This is a genomic window from Hymenobacter tibetensis (assembly GCF_022827545.1).
In the GTDB taxonomy this organism is placed as follows: domain Bacteria; phylum Bacteroidota; class Bacteroidia; order Cytophagales; family Hymenobacteraceae; genus Hymenobacter; species Hymenobacter tibetensis.
In genome coordinates this window covers 1,280,760-1,301,388 of record NZ_CP094669.1, presented here as the reverse complement: position 1 = coordinate 1,301,388, position 20,629 = coordinate 1,280,760, and the positions used below count along the sequence as shown (strand labels likewise).

Below are 20,629 nucleotides of genomic sequence, written 5' to 3'. Positions count from 1 at the left end.
ACTTAATCTAATGATATGACTTGTTTCGATACAAGTGAAGTATTGCTGTTTTGCAGGTTGCCCAACTGAACGGGAATGTAAAATTACGGATTAGGATGATATGAACAGGAATATTAGTAGAGACAGGCCTTAAGCTAAGTGGATTCCAAGTTATAGTTTAGCTTACTACTAACTACAAATTATACATGTAGTTAGCGGGATATGCTGGCCCCGTCGCAAGAATATTTTCGTCTGTCAAGCTTGCTATACTGCCCTACTACCACCGACAAGTAGTGTATGAATAATGATTGCTCATGTAATGAAGACTACCGTGTAGTATCATCTATCATGCATTGTACTGTCCTAGTTTAAGGATTCGATGCTTGTCAGGCAGGAGTTATAAAGAGCGCTATATACCCAAGCACTAACCTGAGAAATCCATTCAATAAGAAAGCCCCTAAGTGAGGCTTTTTTGTTGATTCACTACTACGTGCTTGTCTATAGAATCTGTGTAGCTCTTGCTTTATAGTGAATCCAATAGAGGATTCTTCGTAAGGTATATCAGCTCTACAACTTGGCGCTAAATGCTCAATTGGAAGCGGGAGCCTTTTCCCTTCAGCGATGATTGTCGGACCACTAAGTTGCCTGAAATCATATAAGTCCGCGGCCGGAACTGCTCTTTTTGTTGCACTTGCTCCAGAAACAAACGAGCTGCCTGTTGTCCGATTCGGTAAGGGTGTAAGTCGACTGTGGTTAGGCCTGGCTCTATCATAGAAGCCATGAATTCGTCGCCGAAGCCTACCACTGCTATGTCTTCGGGTATGCGCAGCCCACGCTTTTTGATTGCAATAATCAGGTCGAACGCATTTACATAGTTGATGGCAAATATGGCGTCTGGTGGCTCTGGTAGAGCCAGCCATTGCTCTAGCGCCGCGGCGGCTTCCTCCTGATCAAAGTTGATGTGACGCTGATACTCCTTACGCACCGGCTGACCGTAGTGCTGCAGTGCGCTCACATAGCCAGCTACGCGCTGCTTACTGATAAGTAAGGTGTCGAAGCCGGCCAACACAGCAATGCGCTGGCAACCCTCCTGAATTAGGTGCTCCGTAACGGCAAAGGCGCCGGTCCAGTCGTCCAGAATCACTTTGGAGTTGGCCACTTCGTCGCTTACCCGGTCGAATTGAATTACGGGAATACCCCGGCAGGCCTGTGGCTGTACGTGGTCGAAGTTGTCGGTTTCGTGCGCATGGCAAATCAGCAACCCATCAACGCGGCTCGCCACCAGCGCTTGCACATTGCTTACCTCCGTGGCATACGACTCTTTGGAGTGCGTGATGATTACGCGGTACCCCATCCCGGCCGCAACTTGCTGAATACCGCTGACTGCTGTAGCAAAAAACGGCCGTTCAATGTCGGGGATGACTACACCAATAGTGTGGGTTTCACTGCTCTTCAAGCTTTGCGCCAACAAGCTCGGATGGTAGTCTAGCTGACGAGCCACTTCGATGATGGCTTGCCGAGTGTTAGGGTTGATATCGGCATGCCCGTTTAGCGCCCGCGACACGGTGGAAACCGCAACGCCTAGCACTTGGGCTACGTCGCTAATTGTGCTCTGGTGTGGCTTTTTCTTCGGAACAGGTACTGCCTTAGTATCGGTAAAATGGTAGGCGCAGCTCTTGCAATAAAACCGTTGACGCCCACGAATAAACCCTGCTCGCATCACGCCGTCAGCCGAATTACACTTGATACATTTTACCATAAGTATATAAAACCGATTACCCTCGTTTTGTTGAGAAGGATGCTTGGAAAGGTCTTTTGACTAGTTAAAGATAAGCCTCCACCGTGCCGTGGATAGCCTTTTACTTCTTAAGCGTAGGGTAAAATTTACGTAATCGTTTTCACAGTCCTTGCAACGAGTATGACAAACAACTCCATAACCTGATGTTGTCGGTGGTTCAGTCACCTAGTATCACTGATTGCAAACTGCACGCAACACTGTACCATGTTAAGATGGAATAGCAGCCCACTTGAAATATCTCTGCTAACATCCTACAACAAGATGCTAAAGGCCAGTATAGGCGTAGCAGCGAGGAATTTAAATTTGTACATACCACCGATACCTGCGAAAAGGCCATTCCATAGCCTCTTTTCAAAAGGACATTATAAGCGCTGAAATACAAGTTTTCGCTCGAACCACTGACTTTCTGTTCAGCAAACGAAAAAGTAATGTGTCATCCTTTTTCAACATGCTGGGCTTTGCTCCTTCGCACAACATCCGTATTCCTGTTTTTCACATGCTTCTGCTCTTGCGTTTCAGCCCAGCAACTAGCAGTCAGCACTTTAAAATGTCAGTACAAAAACAACTCTGTAGGAGTGCAGCGCGCTGTACCAGTTTTAAGCTGGGAACTGACCTCTAGCCTGCGCAACACCACCCAAACGGCCTACCGCATTCTAATAGCCGACAACGAGAAAAGCCTCGACAAAAACGCCGGCACCGTTTGGGATTCGCAGAAAGTGATGTCCGGCGCTTCCATCCAGGTACCCTACGCGGGCCCGGCTTTGCAGGCCACCAAAACGTACTACTGGAAGGTGATAACGTGGGACAACCACGGCAACGCCTCCACATGGAGCCAGCCGGCGCGCTGGCAGATGGGCTTGCTCTCGGCTGCCGACTGGCAGGGGGCTAAGTGGATAGCCTACGAGGAGCTACCTGCCGAGCGGGTAAACGTGCTGCCCGTAGACGGTAAAAAGGACGACTACCTCGGCAACAACGTGCTGCCCCTGCTGCGCAAGGATTTTACGGTGCCCAAGAAGCTGCAACGCGCTACGGCCTACGTGTGCGGGCTGGGTCAGTTTGAACTGCACCTGAACGGGCAGAAAGTCGGCAACCATTTCCTCGACCCCGCTTGGACTAAGTTCGACAAGCAGGCGCAGTACGTGACCTTCGACGTGACTGAGCAGCTGCGCAAGGGCGCCAACACGGTAGGCGTGTTGCTCGGCAACGGCTTCTACTACGTGCCGCCGGTTAAAAACCGCTTCCGCAAGCTCAAATCGTCGTTTGGCTACCCCAAATTGCTGTGCCGCGTGGTGCTTGATTACCGGGACGGCACCTCGGAAAGCGTGGTGAGCGACACTAGCTGGAAAACCACTGCCGGGCCCGTCACTTTCAGCAGTATTTACGGCGGCGAGGATTACAATGCCGGCCTGGAACAGCCCGGCTGGGACGCCCCGCGCTTCAACGATGCTACTTGGAAACCGGTGGTGCTGACGAGCGGCCCCACCGAGCTGAACGCCCAGATGGCCGAGCCGCTGAAGGTGCACGAAACCTTCGCCAGCCAGAAAATCACGCCGGCCCAGCCCGGCAAATGGGTGTACGACTTCGGGCAGAATGCCTCGGGTATTGTGGAACTACAAGTGCAGGGCAGAGCCGGCGACACGGTGCGCATCACGCCGGCCGAGCTGCTGGCCGCCGATGGTACCGTGAACCAGAAAAACAGCGGCCGGCCCTATTACTTCACGTACGTACTGCGTGGCAGCGGCGTAGAAACCTGGCGGCCGCGCTTCAGCTACTATGGTTTCCGGTATGCGCAGCTGGAAGGCGGCGTGCCGAAGGGCCAAGCCAACCCCACCAATCGGCCGGTGGTGCTCAAGCTCACCAGCCTGCACACCCGCAACGCCGCGCCGTTTGTGGGTGAATTTTCGTGTTCCAACGACCTGTTCAACCGCACCAACACGCTGATTGACTGGTCTATCAAGAGCAACCTGGCCAGCGTGTTTACCGATTGTCCGCACCGCGAGAAGCTGGGCTGGCTGGAGGAAACCCATCTGATGGGCGCCTCCATCCGCTACCGCTACGACATTGCCACGCTCTGCCGCAAAACCATTGCCGACATGCAGGCCTCGCAGCTGGACAACGGACTGGTGCCGGAAATTGCGCCCGAGTACGTGAAGTTCGAGTGGGGCGGCGACATGTTCCGCGACTCGCCGGAGTGGGGCAGCGCCAGCATCATCTTGCCCTGGTACGTGTACCAATGGTACGGCGACCAGCAGGTGCTGGAAAGCAGCTACCCCATGATGCAGCGCTACGTCGCCTACCTCGGCACCAAGGCCCAGAGCCACATCCTCAGCCAGGGCCTCGGCGACTGGTACGACCTCGGCCCCAAGCCGCCGGGCACCTCGCAGCAAACCCCCATGGGCGTAACCGGCACTGCCACCTACTACTACGACCTCACGATTCTCAGCCAAGTAGCGCGCCTGCTGGGCAAGCCGCAAGAGGCCGCCACGTATGAGAAGCTGGCCGATGAAGTACGGACGGCGTTCAATCAGAAGTTCTTCAACCCCAGCACCAAGCAGTACGCCACCGGCAGCCAGGCCGCCAATGCCATGGCCGTGTACATGGGCCTCGTGGAGCCCCAACACAAAGCGGCCGTGGTAGAAAACATTGTGCAGGACATCCGCAACCGCAACAACGCCCTCACGGCCGGCGACATCGGGTACCGCTATGTGCTGCGCGTACTGGAGGATGCCGGCCGCTCCGACGTCATCTTCGCCATGAACAACCGCACCGACGTGCCCGGCTACGGCTACCAGCTGGCCCAGGGTGCCACGGCCCTGACGGAATCGTGGGCCGCTTTGCCGACTGTATCCAACAACCACTTGATGCTGGGACACTTGCAGGAATGGTTTTACGGCGGACTGGCCGGTATTCGGCCCGCCGAGGGTTCGGTGGCCTTCGATAAAATCGACATCCGGCCTGAGTCAGTAGGTGACGTAACCAGCGCCAAAGCCAGCCATACCTCGCCCTACGGTTTGATTGCCAGTGAGTGGAAGAAAGCCGCCACAGTCTTCGAGCTGACGACGACTATCCCGGCCAATACCACCGCTACTATTTACCTGCCGGCCACGGCTGCTTCTACCATTCTGGAAGGCACGCAGCCGCTGGCGCGCTACCCGGAGCTTAAGCTGCTGGGCATTGAAAACGGCAAAGCCCGCATCCAAACAGGTTCGGGCACTTACCATTTCACGGTCAGCACCCCGGCCAGTACCAACTAATTCCTATCCGCCTTTCCTTCCGCATGAAACTGAAATCCGCCTGCTACTTGCTGCTTGCCTGCCTCAGCCAGACGTACGCCCACGCGCAATCCGGCAAGCCCAAAGAGGTGCCGGCCGCCGTGATGCAAAAGGTGTACGAGGAAGTGAAAACGCCCCACAAGTACGGGTTGGTACTGGTGACCGACGACAACAAGAAGAAGATGGACTGCCCGAGCGTGTTCCGCAAAAACGGGCAGTGGTGGATGACCTATATCATCTACGATGGGCGCGGCTACGAAACCTGGCTGGCGCAAAGCAAGGACTTGCTGAAGTGGGAAACCAAAGGCAAAATCATGGCCTTCACCGATACCACCGATTGGGACACCAACCAGAAAGCCGGCTACGTGGCCTTGCAGGACTATAAATGGGGCGGCAGCTACGAGTGGCAGCCGTACCAGGGCAAGTACTGGATGTCGTATTTCGGGGGTAAGTCGCGGGGCTACGAGAAGGGGCTGCTGTCCATCGGCATGGCTTACACCAATAAGGACCCGACCACCGTGCACCAGTGGCAGCGCCTGGCCCAGCCCGTGCTGCGCCCCGACGACAAGGACGTGCGCTGGTGGGAAAACCACACCATCTACAAAAGCTCGGTTATCTGGGACAAGAGCAAGCGCACCGGCCACCCCTTCGTGATGTACTACAACGCCAACGGCGACTCGCTGGACACCAAGCGCGGGGCGGAGCGCATCGGCATGGCTGTGTCGGATGATATGAAAAACTGGAGCCGCTACATGCGCAACCCCGTGCTCAACCACCACAAAGGCATCACCGGCGACGCCTACATCCAGCAAATGGACCAAGTGGATAAGGGCCTGTATGTGATGTTCTATTTCGGCGCCTTCTACCCCGGCGTATCGGGCGCCGTGAACCGCTTCGCCTGCTCCTACGACCTGAAAACCTGGACCGACTGGACCGGTGCCAACCTGATAGAACCTTCCGAGCCTTACGACGAGCTATTCGCGCACAAGTCGTTCGTGGTGAAGCACAAAGGCGTGGTATACCACTACTACTGCGCCGTAAACAAGCCCGACCAGCGCGGCATTGCCGTGGCCACCTCCAAGGACCTGGGCAAAAGCAAGCTCACGTTCATCGCCCCACCCGTGAAGAAGCCAAAGGGCGACAAAGCCGATGCTAAATAGGTCGTCATGCAGAGGCGGAGCCGAAGCATCTCGCTTGAATCGTTGAATTAGTAATCCAGCATCAACACGCGAGATGCTTCGGCTCCGCCTCTGCATGACACGCGAATTTTCTGATTGATATAAATAGCACACCCTATGCCCCGTCTTCTCCCCTTCCTTCTGCTGCTGTTATTGCTCGGTACCCGGCAAGCTGCCGACGCCAAGCCGCGGCCAGCCGGGCGGGTAGTAGCGGAGTTCAACAAGGGCTGGAAATTCTTTCTCGGCGACGAGGCGCAGGCCAAAGAAACAGCTTTCAACGATGCCAGCTGGCGGCAGTTAACCTTGCCGCACGATTGGAGCATTGAAGGCAAATTCGACGAGAAAAACCCCGCCAAACCCGAGGGCGGCGGCCTACCTACCGGCATCGGCTGGTACCGCAAAACGTTCACACTGCCCGCTACCAAGGATAAGCGTGTCTACATCGAGTTTGATGGCGTGTACCAGCACAGCGACGTGTGGGTGAACGGCCACCACCTGGGGCACCGCCCCAACGGCTACATTTCTCTCCGCTACGACCTTACGCCTCACCTGCGCCCCGCAGGCCAGCCCAACGTGCTGGCCGTGCGGGTCGATAACTCGGCCCAGCCGAACTCGCGCTGGTACTCCGGTTCGGGCATCTACCGCAACGTGCGGCTGGTCACCACCAACGCCGTAGCCGTAGACCACTGGGGCACTTTCGTGACGACGCCGCAAATCAGCGCCGCAACCGCCACGGTAGCCATGCAAACCCAGATCCTTAACACGGCGGGCGGGCAAGCACCAGTGAATCTGCAAACGGTGGTGCTGGATGCGCAGGGCAAGGAAGTGGCCCGGCAACTCACCAAAAACATCAGCCTGACAGATTCTACAACCCGCGTGGCGCAGTCCATCAGCCTCAGCAACCCGCAGTTGTGGTCAACCGCGCGGCCCTACCTGTACCGGGTGCAGACCACCGTACTGCGCGGCAAGAAGGCTGTGGATTCCTATGAAACGCCGCTGGGCGTGCGTACGGCTGTGTTTGGGCCGCAAGGTTTCCTGCTGAATGGCCAAGTGCTGCGCATTCAGGGCGTCAATCAGCACCACGATTTGGGGGCGTTGGGAGCGGCCTTCAACGTGCGGGCCGCCGAGCGGCAGTTGGAAATCCTGCGAGCTATGGGCTGCAACGCCATTCGGATGTCGCACAACCCACCCGCGCCCGAGCTGCTCGACTTGTGCGACCGGATGGGCTTTCTGGTCATGGACGAGGCCTTCGACATGTGGCAGAAAAAGAAGAACGGCAAAGACTACCACCTCGACTTCCCAAAGTGGCACCGGCGCGACCTGGAGGACCTAGTGCGGCGCGACCGGAACCACCCGAGCGTATTCATGTGGAGCATCGGCAACGAAATTCGAGAGCAGTTCGACAGCACTGGCACGCGCCTCGCCAAGGAACTGACCGCCACCGTGAAGCGCCTCGATTCTACCCGCCCCGTCACGTCGGCCCTCACGGAGCAGGAGCCCGACAAGAACTTCATCAGTCAGGCCGGCGTGCTTGATGTGCTGAGCTTCAACTACAAGCACGCGGAATATCCCAAGCTACCCCAGCGCTTCCCCGGCCAGATTTTCCTGGCCACCGAAACCGCTGCGGCCTTCGAAACCCGCGGCCACTACGATATGCCGTCGGACAGTGTCCGCATCTGGCCCCTGGACGGCAAAACCAAGTTCACCACCGGCAACCCCGACTTCACGGCTTCCAGCTACGACAACGCCCGGCCCTACTGGGGCGCCACCCACGAGGCGGCCTGGGGCGCCCTCAAGCAGAACCCGTACCTAACCGGCACCTTCGTGTGGAGCGGCTTCGACTACCTCGGCGAGCCGCTGCCCTACCCTTGGCCGGCGCACAGCTCCTATTTTGGTGTCATCGACCTGGCTGGCTTCCCCAAAGACGCTTATTATCTGTACCAGAGCGAGTGGACCACCCAGCCCGTGCTGCACCTGCTGCCGCATTGGAACTGGCAGCCCAGCCAACCCGTGGACGTGTGGGCCTACTACAATCAAGCCGATGAGGTGGAACTGTTCCTGAACAGTAAGTCGCTCGGCACCAAAAAGAAAGCCCCCAACGACCTGCACGTATTCTGGCGCGTGCCCTACGCCCCCGGCACGCTCAAAGCCGTATCGCGCAAAGCCGGCCAAACCGTCCTGACGCGCACCATCAAATCCGCAGGCCCAGCCGCCAAAATCGAGCTAACCGCCGACCGGAGCAAGCTGCAAGCCGACGGCAAAGACCTGTCATTTCTGACGGTGCGGGTGCTGGATGCCGCCGGCAACCTGGTGCCCGACGCTGCCAACCTCGTGAAGTTCACCGTCAGCGGCCCCGGCTTCGTGGCGGGCGTGGACAACGGCTACCAAGCCAGCCTAGAGCCTTTCAAAGCCGACTCGCGCAAGGCCTACAACGGCATGTGCCTGGCCATCATCCAGACAACCGAAAAAGGCGGCACCATCACCATCCAAGCCACCGCCGACGGCCTTGCGCCTGCAACGGTAACCTTAACGAGCCGGTAATGCGCCTCACCCCCCGTCCCCCTCTCCGAAAAAGGAGAGGGGGAGCCTGACGAATAAAGAAGTAATCGAAGACACAATGACTGACTCCTTCTTACATAATCTTACCGCCTACCCAAACCCACGCCGACTCGGCTCCCCCTCTCCTTTTCGGAGAGGGGGACGGGGGGTGAGGCCCCTCGTCTGGGCCACTTTCCTATTCCTACTATCCTTCGCAGCCAGCGCCCAGGAAGCCAGCGTGTACTTCTTTCCGGGCGTTTCCAACCCGCCTAAAATCTACTCGGGACCTGAAGGCGACGCCTGGGAAATTCCGCAAATCACGGAGCTGAACCGGGACCGGACGCGGGCTACGGCCTACTCCTTCCCCACCGAAAAAGACGCCCTGCTCGGCGACCGGACCAAGACGCCGCGCCTGCTGAACCTGAACGGCAACTGGGATTTCAACTTCGCCAGTAAGCCTGCTGATGCACCCAAGGACTTCTACAAAAGCCGCGTGAGTGGCTGGAAACAGCTGGCAGTGCCCACCAACTGGGAAATGAACGGCTACGATTTGCCGATTTACAAGAGCGCCAAGTACCCCTTCCGGCCTGTGAATCCGCCCTTCGTGCCGCAGGACTACAACGGCGTGGGCTCCTACCAGCGCACGTTCACGGTGCCTGCGGGTTGGCAAAATCAGAACGTGACGCTGCACTTTGGCGGCGTTAGCTCGGCGTTCAAGGTGTGGGTGAACGGCAAGTTTCTGGGCTACGGCGAAGACAGTTGCCTACCCTCGGAATTCAACGTGACGCCTTATTTGCAAGCCGGCGAAAACGTGGTATCGGTGCAAGTAATCCGTTGGTCGGATGGCTCGTATCTGGAAGACCAAGACCACTGGCGGCTCAGCGGCATCTACCGCGAGGTGCTGCTGTTGGCCGAGCCGAAGTTCCGGCTCGCCGATTTCCATTGGCAGGCCAAACTCGACAAGCAGTACAAAGACGCGGTGCTGAGCATTCGTCCGCGCCTGGAAAACCTGACCGGCAACAACGACCTAAGCGGCTACCAAGTATCGGCCCAACTCTACGACAAAACGGGCAAAGCAGTGCTAGGCCAGCCCTTGCAGCGCACCGCTGAGAGCATCATCAACGAGCCCTACCCGCGCCTCGACAACGCCAAGTTCGGGCTGTTGGAAACCACCGTGCGCAACCCGCTGAAGTGGAGCGACGAAGCGCCCAACCTCTACACGCTGGTGCTCACGCTCACCGACAAAACCGGCGCGGTACTGGAAGCCAAAAGCTGCAAAGTGGGCTTCCGCAGCATCGAGTTTTCCAAGGACAACGGCAAGCTGCTCATCAACGGCAAACAAACCTACCTCTACGGCGTCAACCGCCACGACCACCACCCCACCAAGGGCATGGCTGTGTCGCGGGAGGATATTCGGGAAGATGTGCGCACGCTTAAGCAGTTCAATTTCAACTGCATCCGCACCAGCCACTACCCCAACGACCCGTATTTCTACGACCTCTGCGACGAGTACGGCATACTGGTAATCGACGAAGCTAACCTGGAAACCCACGGCCTGGGCTCCAAACTCAGCAACGACCCGGCCTGGACTACCGCCTATCAGGAGCGCAGCATGCGCATGGCCTTGCGCGACAAAAACCACCCGAGCATTATCTTTTGGAGCCTCGGCAATGAGTCGGGGCGCGGGCCCAACCATGCGGCTATGGCGGCCTGGCTGCACGATTTCGACATCACCCGGCCCATCCACTACGAGCCCGCCATGGGCGACCCGCACGTGGAAGGCTACATCGACCCCAACGACCCTGCCTACCCCAAAAACCACGCCTACCGCATCCAAACGCCCCGCGACCAGGCCTACGTGGACATGGTGAGCCGCATGTACCCCGGCTTGTTTACCGGCGAGCTGCTGGCCAACCAGCAAAACGGCGACAATCGGCCTATTTTCTTCTGCGAATACGCCCACTCCATGGGCAACGCCACCGGCAACATGAAGGAATTCTGGGACGGCTGGCGCGCCACCAAACGCGTGATTGGCGGCTGCATCTGGGAGTTTAAAGACCAGGGCTTGCAGAAGCGCGACTCCGCTGGCACGGCCTTCTACGCTTACGGCGGCGACTTTCAGGAGAAGTACTATGACGACTTCACCATCAAGGGCATCGTGGCTTCCGACGGCAAGCCCCACGCGGCCATTTACGAGTGCAAGCGGGTGTATCAGCCGCTGGAATGCACGCTGACCGATGCCGGCAAGAGCCTGATGAAAGTCGAGAACCGGCACGCCATGAAGTCAGCAGTTGACTACGCGGCGGCGCTGGTGGTGCGCGAAGATGGCCGGGTGGTAAGCACCAAGCAATTGCCCCGGTTACGGCTGGCCGCTGGCCGCGACACGGTACTCAACCTCAAGTCCTACCTGCCGAAGATGAAGGCGGGCGCCGAGTATCTGGCCACCATTTCCTTCACGCTGCCCGAGGCCACCAACTGGGCTCCGAAAGGCCACGAGGTAGCCAGCAACCAATTCGCCCTGAGTGGCTTGGCCCAGCCGCAAACCAAAACCACCAAGCATCCGGCCGTAGCGGTGCGCGACGAAGCCGCTGCCTACACCCTAAGCGGCAAGGACTTCCAAGTGACCATTGACAAGACCACCGGCGCGCTGACTTCCTACCGCCACCACGGCACCGAGCAGCTAGCCACTCCGCTCCTGCCGCACTTCACCCGCCCCCTCACCGACAACGACCGGCGCGGCTGGAAGGCCGACAAGAAGCTGAAGGAGTGGTTTGCAACGGAACCCAAGCTGCAAAACCTGACCCTCGACAAGTCGAACCCCAGCCAGCCCAGCCTCACCAGCACCTACTCGCTCATCGACGGCAAAACCACGATGCGCGTGAACTACACCCTGAACGGCGACGGCACTTTGAAGGTGGACTATGCTTTGACGCCCGCCGCCGGTCTGCCTAACATTCCGCGAGTGGGCATGCAGGTCGGCATTAAGCGTGCCTATAACAACATCAGCTTCTACGGCCGCGGGCCCATGGAAAACTACATCGACCGGCGCTACGGCTTTGATGCGGGCATCTACAGCCAGCCGCTCAGCGAGTTTGCCGACTCCTACGTGGTGCCCATGGAGTACGCCAACCGCACCGACGTGCGCTGGATGCACCTCGCCGACAAGCAAAACACCGGTCTGCTGGTAGTGGCCGACAGCCTGCTCAGTATGAGCGCCTGGCCCCACACTGAGCAGAACATCCAGAAAGCCCGCCATACCAACAAACTCCAGGACGCCGGTTTCATCACCCTCAACATCGACCTAGCGCAAATGGGCGTCGGCGGCAACACCAGCTGGGATGCCCAAGCCGCCCCCATCGACAAGTACCAGCTACCCGCCAAACCCTACAGCTACAGCTTCTATCTGCTGCCCACCGTCGGCAAGAAAGACGCTTCAACGCTGGCCCGAAACATTCGATTTAACAGTCAATCGAAACGCAATGCTCAATAACCGGAACGTCAGACCTCACCCCCGGCCCCTCTCCTCGGGGAGAGGGGTACGTTCTAACGAATCATTCGAATGTCGTCTGGCACCCCTCTCCCTGAGGAGAGGGGCCGGGGGTGAGGTCCCACGAGTGCGCCTCTGCATGACACGTTCTAAATAGAAGTTCACGATCAATGTCAACCGAACCCATTCACTTAAAAGGAATTACCTGGAACCACAGCCGGGGCTACGTGCCGATGACAGCCACTGCGCAACGCTTTTCGGAGCTGAACCCGCACGTGACCATCAGCTGGGAGAAACGCTCGTTGCAGCAGTTTGCCGACGAGTCGATTCAGCAGCTGGCGGAACGGTTCGACTTGCTGGTGATTGACCATCCGTGGGCTGGTTTCGCGGCCCGTACTGGCTCCATTTTGCCGCTGGACGAGCATTTACCGGCCGATTTCCTGGCCGACCAGCAGGCCAATACCGTGGGACATTCCTTCGAGAGCTACAGCTTCAGCGGCCACCAGTGGGCCCTACCCATTGATGCGGCCACACCCGTAGCCGCCAGCCGCCCCGACCTGCTGGCGCAACACGGCCTGGCACTCCCCGAAACCTTCGACGACCTGTTGGCGCTGGCCGACCGGGGTTTGGTGGCCTTCTCGCTCATCCCCATCGACACGCTGATGAGCTTCTACATGTTCTGCTGCTCGCTGGGCGAAGACCCGTGCCAGCGCGAAAACGAGGTAGTGAGCGAAGCCGTAGGCGTGCAGGCGCTGCAACTGTTCCGCCAGCTCGCCAGCAAAGTGGACCCGGCCTGCTTCCACCGCAACCCTATTCAGGTGTATGAGGCCATGACCCAAACCGACACGCTGGCCTACTGCCCCTTTGCATACGGCTACTCCAACTACGCCCGCCGCGGCTACGCCCGCCGCCTGCTGCACTTCCACGACATGGTGGCCCTCACGCCCGGCGGCACGCGCCTGCGCAGCACGCTTGGCGGCACCGGCTTAGCTATTTCTGCTAAGTGCGCCCAGGTGGAAACCGCCGTGCGCTACGCCGAATTCGTGGCCTCGCCCGCCTGCCAGCAGACCCTGTATTTCGACAACGGCGGCCAGCCCGGCCACCTCGCCGCCTGGCAGGACGAGCACGTCAATCAGCAGAGCAGCAACTACTTTGCGGCTACCCTTCCCGCCTTGCAGCGTGCTTTCTTGCGCCCCCGCTACCACGGCCACATGTTTTTCCAGGACCACGCCGGTGAGCCAGTACGCCAGTACCTGATGAATGGCGGTGATGAAAAAGCTTTATTGCAGGAGCTGAACGAGCTGTATGTGAGGTCCAGAGCAATGGTATAAGCCTAACGGGGGCCTCACCCCTAGCCCCTCTCCGAAAAGGAGAGGGGAACTAGCTTAGCTCTAGACCATAAGACGAAAACTAAAAACTAGTACTAGTCTCCCCTCTCCTTTTCGGAGAGGGGGCTAGGGGGTGAGGCGCCCCCACCAGAACAAAACCCAACACCCATGCCCCTCCCCTTAGAAGGTCTTTTAGTAATCGAGTTTTGTCAGTTTTTGGCTGGGCCGTCGGCGGGCTTGCGGCTGGCCGATTTGGGGGCGCGCGTCATCAAGATTGAGCGACCGGGCTCGGGTGAAGCGGGCCGGCAGATTGCCATCAAGAACCTGTTCATCGACGGCAGCAGCCTGGTGTTCCACACCATCAACCGCAACAAGGAATCTTACGCCGCCGACCTCAAAAACCCGGATGACCTGGCTTGCGTGAAGCAACTCCTAGCCCAGGCCGACATCATGACCCACAACTTCCGGCCGGGCATCATGGAGAAAATCGGGTTGGACTACGACGCGGTGCGCGCCCTGAACCCACGCATCATATACGGCGTGGTGACCGGCTACGGCCCCACCGGCCCCTGGGCCGCCAAGCCGGGCCAAGACCTGCTCATCCAGTCTCTCTCGGGCTTGACCTACCTCTCCGGAACCCGCGACGCTGGCCCCACGCCCTTCGGCATTGCCGTAGCCGACATCATCTGCGGCTCCCATTTCACGCAGGGCATTCTGGCGGCGCTGCTCAAGCGCAACGAAACCAAGCAGAGCGTGCTGGTAGAAGTCAGCTTGCTGGAATCGGTGCTCGATATGCAGTTCGAGCTGCTCACCACTCACTTCAACGACGGCGGCCAACTGCCCCAACGCAGCACCGCTCGCGGCACTGCCCACGCCTACCTAAGCGCCCCCTACGGCGTCTACCAAACTCAGGACAGCTACTTGGCGCTGGCCATGGGCAACCTCGACAAGCTCGACGCCACCCTGCATTGTGGTATCCTGACCGACTACCCTACCGCTAGCTCCTGGTTTGAAGGCCGCGACGATATTGCCGAACGCCTCGCCACCGCCTTGCGCGAGAAGCCCACGGCAACTTGGCTGACGGAATTGGAACCACAGGGCATTTGGTGCGCCGAAGTGCTCAACTACCAGCAGGCCGCTACCAGCCCCGGCTACCAGGCCCTCGGCATGCAGCAACTCGTGGAGCTACCCACCGGCCAGCAGCTACCCACCACCCGCTGCCCCATCCGCATCGATGGTGAGAAGCTGTACTCTACCAAAGCCGCCCCACGCCCCGGCCAGCACACCGAGACTATCCAGCAGGAGTTCCAATTGGATTCGCAGGTATTAGCGTCTGCTTCTACTTTTCTCCCCGAGTCTGCTCCCAATGTTCCAAGTCAGTATAAGCCCTTGGAAGGCTACTTGGTCGTTGATTTCAGCCAGTTCCTCTCCGGTCCTTCCGCCGCTTTACGGCTGGCCGACTTAGGGGCGCGGGTTATCAAGATTGAGCGGCCCGAAACCGGCGACATCTGCCGGCACCTGTACACCTCGAACGTCATTATGAACGGGGAATCGTCGGTGTTCCATGCCATCAACCGCAACAAGGAAAGCTTCACCGCCGACCTCAAAAACGAGCTAGACCGGGAGCAGGTGCGCGAGTTGGTACGGCAGGCCAACGTGGTGATGCACAACTACCGCCCCGGCGTGATGGAGCGCCTTGGCTTCGACTACGCCAGCGTGAAAGCCCTGAACCCCAACGTGGTATACGGCGAAATATCCGGCTACGGCTCCGAAGGCCCCTGGCGCGACAAGCCCGGCCAGGACCTGCTGCTGCAATCCGTTTCGGGCCTGACGTGGCTGAGCGGCAATGCCGACAGCGGCCCGGTCCCGATGGGCTTATCCATTGTGGACATGCTAGCCGGCGCACATCTGGCGCAGGGTCTGTTGGCCTGTTTGGTACGGCGCAGTAGCAGCGGTGAAGGCGGGCTGGTGCAGGTGAGCATGCTGGAATCGGCGTTTGATTTCCAGTTCGAAATCATCACCACCTTCTTCAACGACGGCGGCCAACTGCCCCAGCGCACCCAGCACAACAACGCCCACGCTTACCTCGGCGCGCCCTACGGCATCTACCAGACCCAAAACGGCTACCTGGCATTGGCTATGGGCTCGATTCCGGTGCTGAGCAAGCTGCTGGGGTGTGATGCCCTACTGGCCTACCCCGAGCCGGCACAGGCCTTCGCCCAGCGCGACGAAATCAAGGCCACGCTGGCGCAACACCTGCAAACCGACACCACCGAAGCCTGGCTAGCCATCCTGGAACCCGCCGACATCTGGTGCGCCAACGTGCTGAGCTGGGACAAGTTGATGGCCCACGAAGGCTTCAAAGCCCTCGACATGGTGCAGGACGTGCGCATGGTGGACGGCTACCAGTACCAGACCACCCGCTGCCCCATCCGCCTCGATGGCCAGCTGCTGACCTCTTCGAAAGGCTCACCCAAACTAGGGCAAGACAATGAAGCCATCCTTCAGGAAATAGCCAACCTAACTGCATTCCGCTATGGCGTCTGATACGTCCACTTTCCGCATTGCGGTCCGCAAGTTCGGCCCCTTCGAAAGTGCCCTGGCGAAGCTATGGACCAGCTACTGCCGGTACTCCGGCTGCCAACTAGCCGTGGAAATGGTGCCGATGGATTTGCACGAACTGCACCACAGCTTACTGACCGACAAGGGGTTGCTACGCGGCAACTGGGACGTGGCCCACATCAACACCGACTGGCTGCTGGAAGCACACAGCAGCGGCGCGCTCGAAAACTTGACCCCGTACATCAACGAAAATCCGCCGGCTGATTTCCCGCACGGCTGGAGCGCCTCGCTGCGCACCATGCAGCAGTACGGCGACGCGGTGGTGGGGCTGCCGTTTCATGACGGCCCCGAGTGCCTGATTTACCGCAAAGACCTCTTCGACAGCCCACACGAGCAAGCCGCCTTCCAGCAGCAACACGGCCGCCCGTTGCAGGTGCCCGAAACGTGGGAAGAGTTGCAGACCGTTGCACAGTTCTTCCACCGGCCCGCTGACAACCTATACGGCCTCGTGGCGGCCTGCTACCCCGATGGGCACAACACGGTGTTCGACTTCTGTTTGCACCTCTGGACCCGCGGCGGCCAACTTGTGGATGAAGCGGGCCGCGTGACCATCAACTCCCAAGCAGCCCTCGACGGCCTGACCTACTACCGCGCACTGCTCAACGATACCACGGCCGTACACCCCGAGTCGGGGAGCTACGAATCGGTGGCGGCGGGGCAGGCGTTTGCGCGGGGCGAGGCGGCCATGACTATCAACTGGTTTGGCTTTGCCGCGGTGTGTGAGGTGGACGAAACTTCCGCCGTCAAAGGCAAGGTGGATATCACCAGCATTCCGCGGGGCGCGGGCGGGCAGTCCACTTCCCTGAATGTGTACTGGCTGTACGCCATTGGCGCAGGCAGCCGCCACAAAGACGTTGCCTACGATTTTATCCGCTTCGCCGTCAGCGCGCCCAACGACAAGCTCCTGACACTGGAAGGCGGTATCGGCTGCCGCATTTCCACGTGGCACGATGCGGAAATCAATGCCTTGGTGCCTTACTACCACAAGCTGGAAATGCTGCATCAACAAGCTAACAGCTTGCCGCAGAGAGCGAATTGGGCCGCCATTGCCGCCATTATTGATGAGGTGGTATTGCAGGCTATCAATTCCAACACGCCCGTGGCGGAGCTGCTTGCCGAGGGCCAACGCCAACTCAACCTACTCGACCATGTTTAAGATACAGGACACGCCGATTCCCTACCTGCCGGTGCTGCCCCAGCAGCCGTTGCCCATCGTCATCGTGGGCGCGGGCGGCATTGTGGGCGATGCGCACTTGCCGGCCTACCGCAAGGCGGGTTTCGAGGTGGTGGGCATCACCAACCGTACTCGCGCCCGCGCCGAGAAGCTGGCCGCGGCCTGGGGCATTCCGCACGTCTACGACTCGGTGGCCGAGGCCGTGGCCCACGCGCCTGCCAACGCCGTCTACGACATCACCATCATGCCCGAGCAGTTTGTGGAAACGCTCAACCAGTTGCCTGATGGCTGCGGGGTGCTGATTCAGAAGCCGATGGGTGACTATTTCTGGCAGAGCCAGGAGATACTGGAGGTGTGCCGCCGCAAAAACCTGATGGCCGCCATCAATTGCCAGCTGCGGTTTGCGCCCTACGTAAGTGCCGCCCGCGAAATGATTGGGCAGGGCCTCATTGGCGAGCTGTACGACATGGAAGTGCGCGTGACGCTGGAAACGCCGTGGGAGCTGTTTCCGCACGTGATGGTGCACCCGCGCCTGGAAATCCAGTACCACAGCATCCACTACATCGACCTGATTCGCAGCTTCCTCGGCGACCCAAAAAGCGTACTGGCCAAAACCCTGAAGCACCCGGCCAAGGCGCTGTCGTCGTCGCGCTCCACCATCCTCTTCGACTACGGCGACACGATGCACGCCGTCATCAACACCAACCACGACCACTCCTTCGGCCCCGAAAACCAGGAGAGCTTCATCAAGTGGGAAGGCACGAAAGGCGCCATCAAAGCCCGCATGGGCCTCCTGATGAACTACCCCCACGGCGTCCCTGATAAGTTTGAATACTGCCTGCTACGCGACGGGGAACAACCCACCTGGCACACCGCGGACCTGGAAGGCTCCTGGTTTCCAGACGCTTTCATGGGCACGATGGGTACCCTGATGCAGTACAAAAACGGCGAAATCGACACCCTGCCTACCAGCGTGGAAGACGTGATAAAAACCATGGCCGTAGTGGAAGCCGCCTACACCTCCAGCGACACCGGTGGGGTACAGGTTGGTAGCACACGCGAGAATGTAACGCTCTAAACTAGACCGTCATGCAGAGCGCCGCGACGCATCTCGCGTGCTGACTCAGGATGACCACCACAACCTCAGCACGCGAGATTCCTCGCTAGCTCGGAATGACGGCCTATCCTGGGTAACAATCAGCAACAAGCAATCAACAACCAATCCATGTACTTCAAATCCACCTTCTTCGAAGACTACACCCTTGGCGAGAAGCGCGTGACCCTTGGCCGCACCATCACTGAGACGGACTTCGTGGTACACGCCGGGCACACCGGCGACTTTTTCCCTCACCACTTGGATGCCGAGTGGTGCAAAACCCAGCCCTTCGGCCAGCGCATTGCGCACGGCACCATGATTTTCAGCATCGGTATCGGCCTCACGGCTTCCGAAATCAACCCCGAGGCGTTTTCCAAGGGCTACGACCGGCTGCGGTTCGTGAAGCCCGTGTTCATCGGCAACACCATCCATTCGGAAGTCACGATTTCCAACAAAGAGGAAGGCAAGAAGCCCGGCTATGGCACCGTGACCGAACACGTGGAAGTCATCAACGAGCACGGCGAAGTGGTGCTGGCCTGCGACCATCTGCTGGTGGTGAAGCTGCGAGCTTAGAACTATCCAGAACGTCATTCTGAGTTGGTCGAAGAATTTCGCGTGCTGGTGCTAGATTACTAACTACAACGTCAGCACGCGAGATTCCTCGGCAAGCTCGGAATGACGCCCAAAATTCACTTACCTAACGAATCCTACCTATCTCGCCCATGGCCCTACCCACCACTGCTGCCCCCGTTGCCGTCGCCACCGACCAGAACCGGAATTACCTGTTTCCGTTCATATTGGTGGTGGGCGTGTTCTTTCTGTGGGGCATGGCGCATAGCCTGGATTCCATCCTGATTCCGCACCTCCAGAAAGCCTGCCAGCTCAACAACCGTCAATCAACGCTGGTAGATACGGCCGTGTTTCTGGCCTATTTCCTGATGGCCATTCCGGCCGGAATCTTGCTGAAGCGGCTGGGCTACAAGGCAACCATCATTCTGGGCTTGCTGGCCTTTGCGGGCGGGGCCTTCCTGTTCGTGCCCGCCGCCGATGCTCGTTCCTACGGTTTGTTCCTGACCGCGTTGTTCATCATCGGCTGCGGCCTGACTACACTGGAAACGGCTGCCAACCCCTACGCCGCCGTCCTCGGCCCGCCCGAATCCTCAACGAGCCGGCTGAACCTGGCCGCTTCGTTCAACGGGCTGGCCGTATTCGTGGCGCCACTTATTGGCACTCGGATGATTTTATCGGGCAAGGAGTACAGCAAGGAGCAGCTGGCCGCCATGACCGACGCGGTGCGCACGGCCTACCTCAACCACGAAGCCGCTGCCGTAAAGCTGCCGTACATGATACTGGGCGGGGTACTGGTGGCCGTGGCGGTGCTGTTCTTTTTCAGCAAGCTGCCCGAAGTGAAGGCCGTCGAAGCCGAACCCTCGGAGGGCGGCGGCTTCTTTGCCGTACTAAAGCACCGGCACCTGACCTGGGCCGTGGTAGCTCAGTTTTTCTATGTGGGGGCGCAGGTGTGCGTGACCAGCTTTTTTATCCGGATGGCCAAGCAGGGCGCGGGCGTCGATGAAATAACGGCTGGCAATTATCTGGCCTTGTACGGACTGCTGTTCATGGTGGGGCGCTTTATTGGCACGGCCTTGCTGAAGTACATTGCCTCCCAGCGGCTCCTGTCGATTTACGCCATCATTGCTATGGCTTTGTGCGCGGTGGCGGTGTTCGGCGACGGTGCCTACGTCATCTACGCGCTGGGCGGGCTTGGCTTCTTCATGAGCATCATGTTCCCCACCATCTTCGCCCTGGGCATTGCCGGCCTCGGCGACGACACCAAACCCGGCTCGTCGTGGCTGGTGATGTCGATTGTAGGCGGCGCCATCATGCCCTACCTGATGGGTTCCCTCATCGACCTGCGCGGCGACAATATCCAGGTTGGCTACCTCATCCCGCTGGTCTGCTACTTGGTCGTGCTGCTGTTTGGGCTGTACGGCTACCGGATAAAAGGAAAGTTGGTGTAGCTATCTTATAGCTGTTAGCTGTTAGCTGCTGGCTATTAGCTGTCAGCTTTTATCCTGAATAATCCCACCCCTCACACCTTATTCTCGTCAGGCTCCCCCTCTCCCGAGGAGAGGGGGCCGGGGGGGTGAGGTCACACTC

11 protein-coding genes are annotated in these 20,629 nt (G+C 59.0%); 10 read left to right on the top strand and 1 reads right to left on the bottom strand.

Going from position 1 to position 20,629, the window contains the following annotated elements; all coding sequences use genetic code 11:
• Positions 1–559: 559 nt before the first annotated feature.
• Positions 560–1,567: a LacI family DNA-binding transcriptional regulator gene (locus MTX78_RS05220; RefSeq protein WP_243800535.1), complete on the bottom strand. Its 1,008-nt coding sequence runs from the start codon at positions 1,565–1,567 to the stop codon at positions 560–562.
• Between the two features lie 785 nt (positions 1,568–2,352).
• Here MTX78_RS05220 and MTX78_RS05215 point away from each other — a divergent pair.
• From MTX78_RS05215 to fucP, 10 genes are all read left to right on the top strand, one after another.
• Positions 2,353–5,031, top strand: coding sequence for a family 78 glycoside hydrolase catalytic domain (locus MTX78_RS05215; RefSeq protein ID WP_243800533.1), 2,679 nt, complete (start codon positions 2,353–2,355; stop codon positions 5,029–5,031).
• 23 nt (positions 5,032–5,054) lie between these two features.
• Positions 5,055–6,209: a glycoside hydrolase family protein gene (locus MTX78_RS05210; RefSeq protein WP_243800532.1), complete on the top strand. Its 1,155-nt coding sequence runs from the start codon at positions 5,055–5,057 to the stop codon at positions 6,207–6,209.
• Positions 6,210–6,344: 135 nt separating this feature from the next.
• Positions 6,345–8,768: a beta-galactosidase GalB gene (galB, locus tag MTX78_RS05205; protein WP_243800530.1), complete on the top strand. Its 2,424-nt coding sequence runs from the start codon at positions 6,345–6,347 to the stop codon at positions 8,766–8,768.
• Between the two features lie 76 nt (positions 8,769–8,844).
• The gene (locus MTX78_RS05200) at positions 8,845–12,255 is read left to right on the top strand and encodes a glycoside hydrolase family 2 TIM barrel-domain containing protein (RefSeq protein ID WP_243800528.1); all 3,411 of its coding nucleotides are present in this window, start codon (positions 8,845–8,847) and stop codon (positions 12,253–12,255) included.
• 167 nt (positions 12,256–12,422) lie between these two features.
• A complete protein-coding gene (locus MTX78_RS05195) occupies positions 12,423–13,583 on the top strand; it encodes an ABC transporter substrate-binding protein (RefSeq protein WP_243800526.1) in 1,161 nt (386 codons plus the stop codon).
• Between the two features lie 165 nt (positions 13,584–13,748).
• On the top strand, positions 13,749–16,127 hold the full coding sequence (locus MTX78_RS05190) for a CaiB/BaiF CoA transferase family protein (RefSeq protein WP_243800524.1): 2,379 nt from the start codon (positions 13,749–13,751) through the stop codon (positions 16,125–16,127).
• Complete coding sequence (locus MTX78_RS05185; protein WP_243800523.1) at positions 16,117–17,358, top strand: ABC transporter substrate-binding protein; 1,242 nt, start codon at positions 16,117–16,119, stop codon at positions 17,356–17,358. The genes MTX78_RS05190 and MTX78_RS05185 overlap by 11 nt, the downstream gene beginning before the upstream one ends.
• Positions 17,351–18,454: a Gfo/Idh/MocA family protein gene (locus MTX78_RS05180; RefSeq protein WP_243800521.1), complete on the top strand. Its 1,104-nt coding sequence runs from the start codon at positions 17,351–17,353 to the stop codon at positions 18,452–18,454. The genes MTX78_RS05185 and MTX78_RS05180 overlap by 8 nt, the downstream gene beginning before the upstream one ends.
• A 147-nt stretch (positions 18,455–18,601) precedes the next feature.
• The gene (locus MTX78_RS05175; RefSeq protein WP_022822769.1) at positions 18,602–19,045 is read left to right on the top strand and encodes a MaoC/PaaZ C-terminal domain-containing protein; all 444 of its coding nucleotides are present in this window, start codon (positions 18,602–18,604) and stop codon (positions 19,043–19,045) included.
• A 149-nt stretch (positions 19,046–19,194) separates the two neighbouring features.
• Positions 19,195–20,490 carry an L-fucose:H+ symporter permease gene (gene fucP, locus MTX78_RS05170; RefSeq protein ID WP_243800519.1) on the top strand — a complete coding sequence of 432 codons (1,296 nt, stop codon included), beginning with the start codon at positions 19,195–19,197 and terminating at the stop codon, positions 20,488–20,490.
• Positions 20,491–20,629 lie beyond the last annotated feature (139 nt).

Excerpts from the sequence above, each read along its gene's own strand:
- MTX78_RS05210 (WP_243800532.1), top strand. The coding sequence starts at position 5,055 with ATGAAACTGAAATCCGCCTGCTACTTGCTGCTTGCCTGCCTCAGCCAG.
- galB (WP_243800530.1), top strand. The coding sequence starts at position 6,345 with ATGCCCCGTCTTCTCCCCTTCCTTCTGCTGCTGTTATTGCTCGGTACC.
- MTX78_RS05200 (WP_243800528.1), top strand. The coding sequence starts at position 8,845 with ATGACTGACTCCTTCTTACATAATCTTACCGCCTACCCAAACCCACGC.
- MTX78_RS05195 (WP_243800526.1), top strand. The coding sequence starts at position 12,423 with ATGTCAACCGAACCCATTCACTTAAAAGGAATTACCTGGAACCACAGC.
- MTX78_RS05190 (WP_243800524.1), top strand. The coding sequence starts at position 13,749 with ATGCCCCTCCCCTTAGAAGGTCTTTTAGTAATCGAGTTTTGTCAGTTT.
- MTX78_RS05185 (WP_243800523.1), top strand. The coding sequence starts at position 16,117 with ATGGCGTCTGATACGTCCACTTTCCGCATTGCGGTCCGCAAGTTCGGC.
- MTX78_RS05180 (WP_243800521.1), top strand. The coding sequence starts at position 17,351 with ATGTTTAAGATACAGGACACGCCGATTCCCTACCTGCCGGTGCTGCCC.
- MTX78_RS05175 (WP_022822769.1), top strand. The coding sequence starts at position 18,602 with ATGTACTTCAAATCCACCTTCTTCGAAGACTACACCCTTGGCGAGAAG.
- fucP (WP_243800519.1), top strand. The coding sequence starts at position 19,195 with ATGGCCCTACCCACCACTGCTGCCCCCGTTGCCGTCGCCACCGACCAG.